The following is a 7,432-nucleotide window of genomic DNA, read 5'->3' as shown; positions in this document are numbered from 1 at the left end:
CCATAGTGACTGGATATGTTGTGTTTTACAGTATTATGTAGTCTGTTTTTTATGCAAAATCTAATTTAATATATTGATATTTATATCATTTTACGTTTCTCGTTCAGCTTTTTTGTACAAAGTTGTTGATATCTGCAGAATTCGGATCAAACAACTAGAATTACACGGCGATCTTGCCGCCCTTCTTGGCCTTAATGAGAATCTCGCGGATCTTGCGGGCGTCCAACTTGCCGGTCAGTCCTTTAGGCACCTCGTCCACGAACACAACACCACCGCGCAGCTTCTTGGCGGTTGTAACCTGGCTGGCCACATAGTCCACGATCTCCTTCTCGGTCATGGTTTTACCGTGTTCCAGCACGACGACTGCGGCGGGCAGCTCGCCGGCATCGTCGTCGGGCAGGCCGGCGACCCCGGCGTCGAAGATGTTGGGGTGTTGCAGCAGGATGCTCTCCAGTTCGGCTGGGGCTACCTGGTAGCCCTTGTATTTGATCAGGCTCTTCAGCCGGTCCACGATGAAGAAGTGCTCGTCCTCGTCCCAGTAGGCGATGTCGCCGCTGTGCAGCCAGCCGTCCTTGTCGATGAGAGCGTTTGTAGCCTCGGGGTTGTTAACGTAGCCGCTCATGATCATGGGGCCACGGACGCACAGCTCGCCGCGCTGGTTCACACCCAGTGTCTTACCGGTGTCCAAGTCCACCACCTTAGCCTCGAAGAAGGGCACCACCTTGCCTACTGCGCCAGGCTTGTCGTCCCCTTCGGGGGTGATCAGAATGGCGCTGGTTGTTTCTGTCAGGCCGTAGCCCTGGCGGATGCCTGGTAGGTGGAAGCGTTTGGCCACGGCCTCACCTACCTCCTTGCTGAGCGGCGCCCCGCCGCTGGCGATCTCGTGCAAGTTGCTTAGGTCGTACTTGTCGATGAGAGTGCTCTTAGCGAAGAAGCTAAATAGTGTGGGCACCAGCAGGGCAGATTGAATCTTATAGTCTTGCAAGCTGCGCAAGAATAGCTCCTCCTCGAAGCGGTACATGAGCACGACCCGAAAGCCGCAGATCAAGTAGCCCAGCGTGGTGAACATGCCGAAGCCGTGGTGAAATGGCACCACGCTGAGGATAGCGGTGTCGGGGATGATCTGGTTGCCGAAGATGGGGTCGCGGGCATGACTGAATCGGACACAAGCGGTGCGGTGCGGTAGGGCTACGCCCTTGGGCAATCCGGTACTGCCACTACTGTTCATGATCAGGGCGATGGTTTTGTCCCGGTCGAAGCTCTCGGGCACGAAGTCGTACTCGTTGAAGCCGGGTGGCAAATGGGAAGTCACGAAGGTGTACATGCTTTGGAAGCCCTGGTAGTCGGTCTTGCTATCCATGATGATGATCTTTTGTATGATCGGTAGCTTCTTTTGCACGTTGAGGATCTTTTGCAGCCCTTTCTTGCTCACGAATACGACGGTGGGCTGGCTGATGCCCATGCTGTTCAGCAGCTCGCGCTCGTTGTAGATGTCGTTAGCTGGGGCCACAGCCACACCGATGAACAGGGCACCCAACACGGGCATGAAGAACTGCAAGCTATTCTCGCTGCACACCACGATCCGATGGTTTGTATTCAGCCCATAGCGCTTCATAGCTTCTGCCAGCCGAACGCTCATCTCGAAGTACTCGGCGTAGGTAATGTCCACCTCGATATGTGCGTCGGTAAAGGCGATGGTGCCGGGCACCAGGGCGTAGCGCTTCATGGCTTTGTGCAGCTGCTCGCCGGCGGTCCCGTCTTCGAGTGGGTAGAATGGCGCTGGGCCCTTCTTAATGTTTTTGGCATCTTCCATGGTGGCTTTACCAACAGTACCGGATTGCCAAGCTTGGGCTGCAGGTCGAAAGGCCCGGAGATGAGGAAGAGGAGAACAGCGCGGCAGACGTGCGCTTTTGAAGCGTGCAGAATGCCGGGCCTCCGGAGGACCTTCGGGCGCCCGCCCCGCCCCTGAGCCCGCCCCTGAGCCCGCCCCCGGACCCACCCCTTCCCAGCCTCTGAGCCCAGAAAGCGAAGGAGCAAAGCTGCTATTGGCCGCTGCCCCAAAGGCCTACCCGCTTCCATTGCTCAGCGGTGCTGTCCATCTGCACGAGACTAGTGAGACGTGCTACTTCCATTTGTCACGTCCTGCACGACGCGAGCTGCGGGGCGGGGGGGAACTTCCTGACTAGGGGAGGAGTAGAAGGTGGCGCGAAGGGGCCACCAAAGAACGGAGCCGGTTGGCGCCTACCGGTGGATGTGGAATGTGTGCGAGGCCAGAGGCCACTTGTGTAGCGCCAAGTGCCCAGCGGGGCTGCTAAAGCGCATGCTCCAGACTGCCTTGGGAAAAGCGCCTCCCCTACCCGGTAGATCTCGATCCTCTACGCCGGACGCATCGTGGCCGGAGTACTGCGGTTTATCTCGATGGCTACGAGGGCAGACAGTAAGTGGATTTACCATAATCCCTTAATTGTACGCACCGCTAAAACGCGTTCAGCGCGATCACGGCAGCAGACAGGTAAAAATGGCAACAAACCACCCGAAAAACTGCCGCAATCGCGCCTGATAAATTTTAACCGTATGAATACCTATGCAACCAGAGGGTACAGGCCACATTACCCCCACTTAATCCACTGAAGCTGCCATTTTTCATGGTTTCACCATCCCAGCGAAGGGCCATCCAGCGTGCGTTCCTGTATTTCCGGACTATAAAAGGATCTAGGTGAAGATCCTTTTTGATAATCTCATGACCAAAATCCCTTAACGTGAGTTTTCGTTCCACTGAGCGTCAGACCCCGTAGAAAAGATCAAAGGATCTTCTTGAAATCCTTTTTTTCTGCGCGTAATCTGCTGCTTGCAAACAAAAAAACCACCGCTACCAGCGGTGGTTTGTTTGCCGGATCAAGAGCTACCAACTCTTTTTCCGAAGGTAACTGGCTTCAGCAGAGCGCAGATACCAAATACTGTCCTTCTAGTGTAGCCGTAGTTAGGCCACCACTTCAAGAACTCTGTAGCACCGCCTACATACCTCGCTCTGCTAATCCTGTTACCAGTGGCTGCTGCCAGTGGCGATAAGTCGTGTCTTACCGGGTTGGACTCAAGACGATAGTTACCGGATAAGGCGCAGCGGTCGGGCTGAACGGGGGGTTCGTGCACACAGCCCAGCTTGGAGCGAACGACCTACACCGAACTGAGATACCTACAGCGTGAGCTATGAGAAAGCGCCACGCTTCCCGAAGGGAGAAAGGCGGACAGGTATCCGGTAAGCGGCAGGGTCGGAACAGGAGAGCGCACGAGGGAGCTTCCAGGGGGAAACGCCTGGTATCTTTATAGTCCTGTCGGGTTTCGCCACCTCTGACTTGAGCGTCGATTTTTGTGATGCTCGTCAGGGGGGCGGAGCCTATGGAAAAACGCCAGCAACGCGGCCTTTTTACGGTTCCTGGCCTTTTGCTGGCCTTTTGCTCACATGTTCTTTCCTGCGTTATCCCCTGATTCTGTGGATAACCGTATTACCGCCTTTGAGTGAGCTGATACCGGTTGGGCGTCGCTTGGTCGGTCATTTCGAATTACCAATGCTTAATCAGTGAGGCACCTATCTCAGCGATCTGTCTATTTCGTTCATCCATAGTTGCCTGACTCCCCGTCGTGTAGATAACTACGATACGGGAGGGCTTACCATCTGGCCCCAGTGCTGCAATGATACCGCGAGACCCACGCTCACCGGCTCCAGATTTATCAGCAATAAACCAGCCAGCCGGAAGGGCCGAGCGCAGAAGTGGTCCTGCAACTTTATCCGCCTCCATCCAGTCTATTAATTGTTGCCGGGAAGCTAGAGTAAGTAGTTCGCCAGTTAATAGTTTGCGCAACGTTGTTGCCATTGCTACAGGCATCGTGGTGTCACGCTCGTCGTTTGGTATGGCTTCATTCAGCTCCGGTTCCCAACGATCAAGGCGAGTTACATGATCCCCCATGTTGTGCAAAAAAGCGGTTAGCTCCTTCGGTCCTCCGATAGTTGTCAGAAGTAAGTTGGCCGCAGTGTTATCACTCATGGTTATGGCAGCACTGCATAATTCTCTTACTGTCATGCCATCCGTAAGATGCTTTTCTGTGACTGGTGAGTACTCAACCAAGTCATTCTGAGAATAGTGTATGCGGCGACCGAGTTGCTCTTGCCCGGCGTCAATACGGGATAATACCGCGCCACATAGCAGAACTTTGAAAGTGCTCATCATTGGAAAACGTTCTTCGGGGCGAAAACTCTCAAGGATCTTACCGCTGTTGAGATCCAGTTCGATGTAACCCACTCGTGCACCCAACTGATCTTCAGCATCTTTTACTTTCACCAGCGTTTCTGGGTGAGCAAAAACAGGAAGGCAAAATGCCGCAAAAAAGGGAATAAGGGCGACACGGAAATGTTGAATACTCATACTCTTCCTTTTTCAATATTATTGAAGCATTTATCAGGGTTATTGTCTCATGAGCGGATACATATTTGAATGTATTTAGAAAAATAAACAAATAGGGGTTCCGCGCACATTTCCCCGAAAAGTGCCACCTGACGTCTAAGAAACCATTACGTAGAAAGCCAGTCCGCAGAAACGGTGCTGACCCCGGATGAATGTCAGCTACTGGGCTATCTGGACAAGGGAAAACGCAAGCGCAAAGAGGATCCTTATCGCTATCGATTCACACAAAAAACCAACACACAGATGTAATGAAAATAAAGATATTTTATTGCGGCCATCGTGATGGCAGGTTGGGCGTCGCTTGGTCGGTCATTTCGAACCCCAGAGTCCCGCTCAGAAGAACTCGTCAAGAAGGCGATAGAAGGCGATGCGCTGCGAATCGGGAGCGGCGATACCGTAAAGCACGAGGAAGCGGTCAGCCCATTCGCCGCCAAGCTCTTCAGCAATATCACGGGTAGCCAACGCTATGTCCTGATAGCGGTCCGCCACACCCAGCCGGCCACAGTCGATGAATCCAGAAAAGCGGCCATTTTCCACCATGATATTCGGCAAGCAGGCATCGCCATGGGTCACGACGAGATCCTCGCCGTCGGGCATGCGCGCCTTGAGCCTGGCGAACAGTTCGGCTGGCGCGAGCCCCTGATGCTCTTCGTCCAGATCATCCTGATCGACAAGACCGGCTTCCATCCGAGTACGTGCTCGCTCGATGCGATGTTTCGCTTGGTGGTCGAATGGGCAGGTAGCCGGATCAAGCGTATGCAGCCGCCGCATTGCATCAGCCATGATGGATACTTTCTCGGCAGGAGCAAGGTGAGATGACAGGAGATCCTGCCCCGGCACTTCGCCCAATAGCAGCCAGTCCCTTCCCGCTTCAGTGACAACGTCGAGCACAGCTGCGCAAGGAACGCCCGTCGTGGCCAGCCACGATAGCCGCGCTGCCTCGTCCTGCAGTTCATTCAGGGCACCGGACAGGTCGGTCTTGACAAAAAGAACCGGGCGCCCCTGCGCTGACAGCCGGAACACGGCGGCATCAGAGCAGCCGATTGTCTGTTGTGCCCAGTCATAGCCGAATAGCCTCTCCACCCAAGCGGCCGGAGAACCTGCGTGCAATCCATCTTGTTCAATCCCTCCGGAGCCTCCGCCACCTGATCCGCCACCTCCGCTCCCACCACCGGTCTGCTCGTTCTTCAGCACGCGCTCCACGAAGCTCTTGATGTACTTACCCATTTCATCTGGAGCGTCCTCCTGGCTGAAGTGGAGGCCCTTCACCTTCACGAACTCGGTGTTAGGGAACTTCTTAGCTCCCTCGACAATAGCGTTGGAAAAGAACCCAGGGTCGGACTCGATGAACATCTTAGGCAGATCGTCGCTGGCCCGAAGGTAGGCGTTGTAGTTGCGGACAATCTGGACGACGTCGGGCTTGCCTCCCTTAACGAGAGGGATCTCGCGAGGCCAGGAGAGGGTAGGCCGTCTAACCTCGCCCTTCTCCTTGAATGGCTCCAGGTAGGCAGCGAACTCCTCAGGCTCCAGTTTCCGCATGATCTTGCTTGGGAGCATGGTCTCGACGAAGAAGTTATTCTCAAGCACCATTTTCTCGCCCTCTTCGCTCTTGATCAGGGCGATATCCTCCTCGATGTCAGGCCACTCGTCCCAGGACTCGATCACGTCCACGACACTCTCAGCATGGACGATGGCCTTGATCTTGTCTTGGTGCTCGTAGGAGTAGTGAAAGGCCAGACAAGCCCCCCAGTCGTGGCCCACAAAGATGATTTTCTTTGGAAGGTTCAGCAGCTCGAACCAAGCGGTGAGGTACTTGTAGTGATCCAGGAGGCGATATGAGCCATTCCCGCTCTTGCCGGACTTACCCATTCCGATCAGATCAGGGATGATGCATCTAGCCACGGGCTCGATGTGAGGCACGACGTGCCTCCACAGGTAGCTGGAGGCAGCGTTACCATGCAGAAAAATCACGGCGTTCTCGGCGTGCTTCTCGGAATCATAGTAGTTGATGAAGGAGTCCAGCACGTTCATTTGCTTGCAGCGAGCCCACCACTGAGGCCCAGTGATCATGCGTTTGCGTTGCTCGGGGTCGTACACCTTGGAAGCCATGGTGGCTCCAGCCTTTGGTTCGAGACTGTTGTGTCAGAAGAATCAAGCTTTTTGCAAAAGCCTAGGCCTCCAAAAAAGCCTCCTCACTACTTCTGGAATAGCTCAGAGGCCGAGGCGGCCTCGGCCTCTGCATAAATAAAAAAAATTAGTCAGCCATGGGGCGGAGAATGGGCGGAACTGGGCGGAGTTAGGGGCGGGATGGGCGGAGTTAGGGGCGGGACTATGGTTGCTGACTAATTGAGATGCATGCTTTGCATACTTCTGCCTGCTGGGGAGCCTGGGGACTTTCCACACCCTAACTGACACACATTCCACAGCTGGTTCTTTCCGCCTCAGAAGGTACCTAACCAAGTTCCTCTTTCAGAGGTTATTTCAGGCCATGGTGCTGCGCAGATCCGCGTATGCGGTGTGAAATACCGCACAGATGCGTAAGGAGAAAATACCGCATCAGGAAATTGTAAGCGTTAATATTTTGTTAAAATTCGATTTTACCACATTTGTAGAGGTTTTACTTGCTTAAAAAAACCTCCCACATCTCCCCCTGAACCTGAAACATAAAATGAATGCAATTGTTGTTGTTAACTTGTTTATTGCAGCTTATAATGGTTACAAATAAAGCAATAGCATCACAAATTTCACAAATAAAGCATTTTTTTCACTGCATTCTAGTTGTGGTTTGTCCAAACTCATCAATGTATCTTATCATGTCTGCTCGAAGCGGCCGCCCCAAGGGGTTATGCTAGTTATTGCTCAGCGGTGGCAGCAGCCAACTCAGCTTCCTTTCGGGCTTTGTTAGCAGCCGGATCAGCTTGCATGCCTGCAGGTCGACTCTAGACTCGACCTGCAGGTCGACTCTAGACTCG

The 7,432-nt window shown here is 53.8% G+C and carries 3 protein-coding genes and 1 pseudogene; all 4 read right to left on the bottom strand.

From position 1 onward, the window contains the following. Window positions 1–160: 160 nt before the first annotated feature. Window positions 161–1,813, bottom strand: a complete 1,653-nt coding sequence (locus tag ABFY71_RS18575; protein WP_212371658.1) for an AMP-binding protein — start codon at window positions 1,811–1,813, stop codon at window positions 161–163. 1,747 nt (window positions 1,814–3,560) lie between these two features. Next, window positions 3,561–4,421 carry a broad-spectrum class A beta-lactamase TEM-116 gene (locus tag ABFY71_RS18570; RefSeq protein ID WP_000027050.1) on the bottom strand — a complete coding sequence of 287 codons (861 nt, stop codon included), beginning with the start codon at window positions 4,419–4,421 and terminating at the stop codon, window positions 3,561–3,563. Between the two features lie 372 nt (window positions 4,422–4,793). Next, complete coding sequence (locus tag ABFY71_RS18565) at window positions 4,794–5,585, bottom strand: APH(3')-II family aminoglycoside O-phosphotransferase (RefSeq protein WP_216687973.1); 792 nt, start codon at window positions 5,583–5,585, stop codon at window positions 4,794–4,796. Between the two features lie 69 nt (window positions 5,586–5,654). Further along, window positions 5,655–6,491, bottom strand: a pseudogene (locus tag ABFY71_RS18560) (haloalkane dehalogenase); the annotation flags it as partial. Between the last annotated feature and the right edge of the window lie 941 nt (window positions 6,492–7,432).

This window comes from Devosia alba (assembly GCF_039938915.1).
GTDB lineage: Bacteria > Pseudomonadota > Alphaproteobacteria > Rhizobiales > Devosiaceae > Devosia > Devosia alba.
This window is presented reverse-complemented; position numbering and strand designations above follow the sequence as displayed.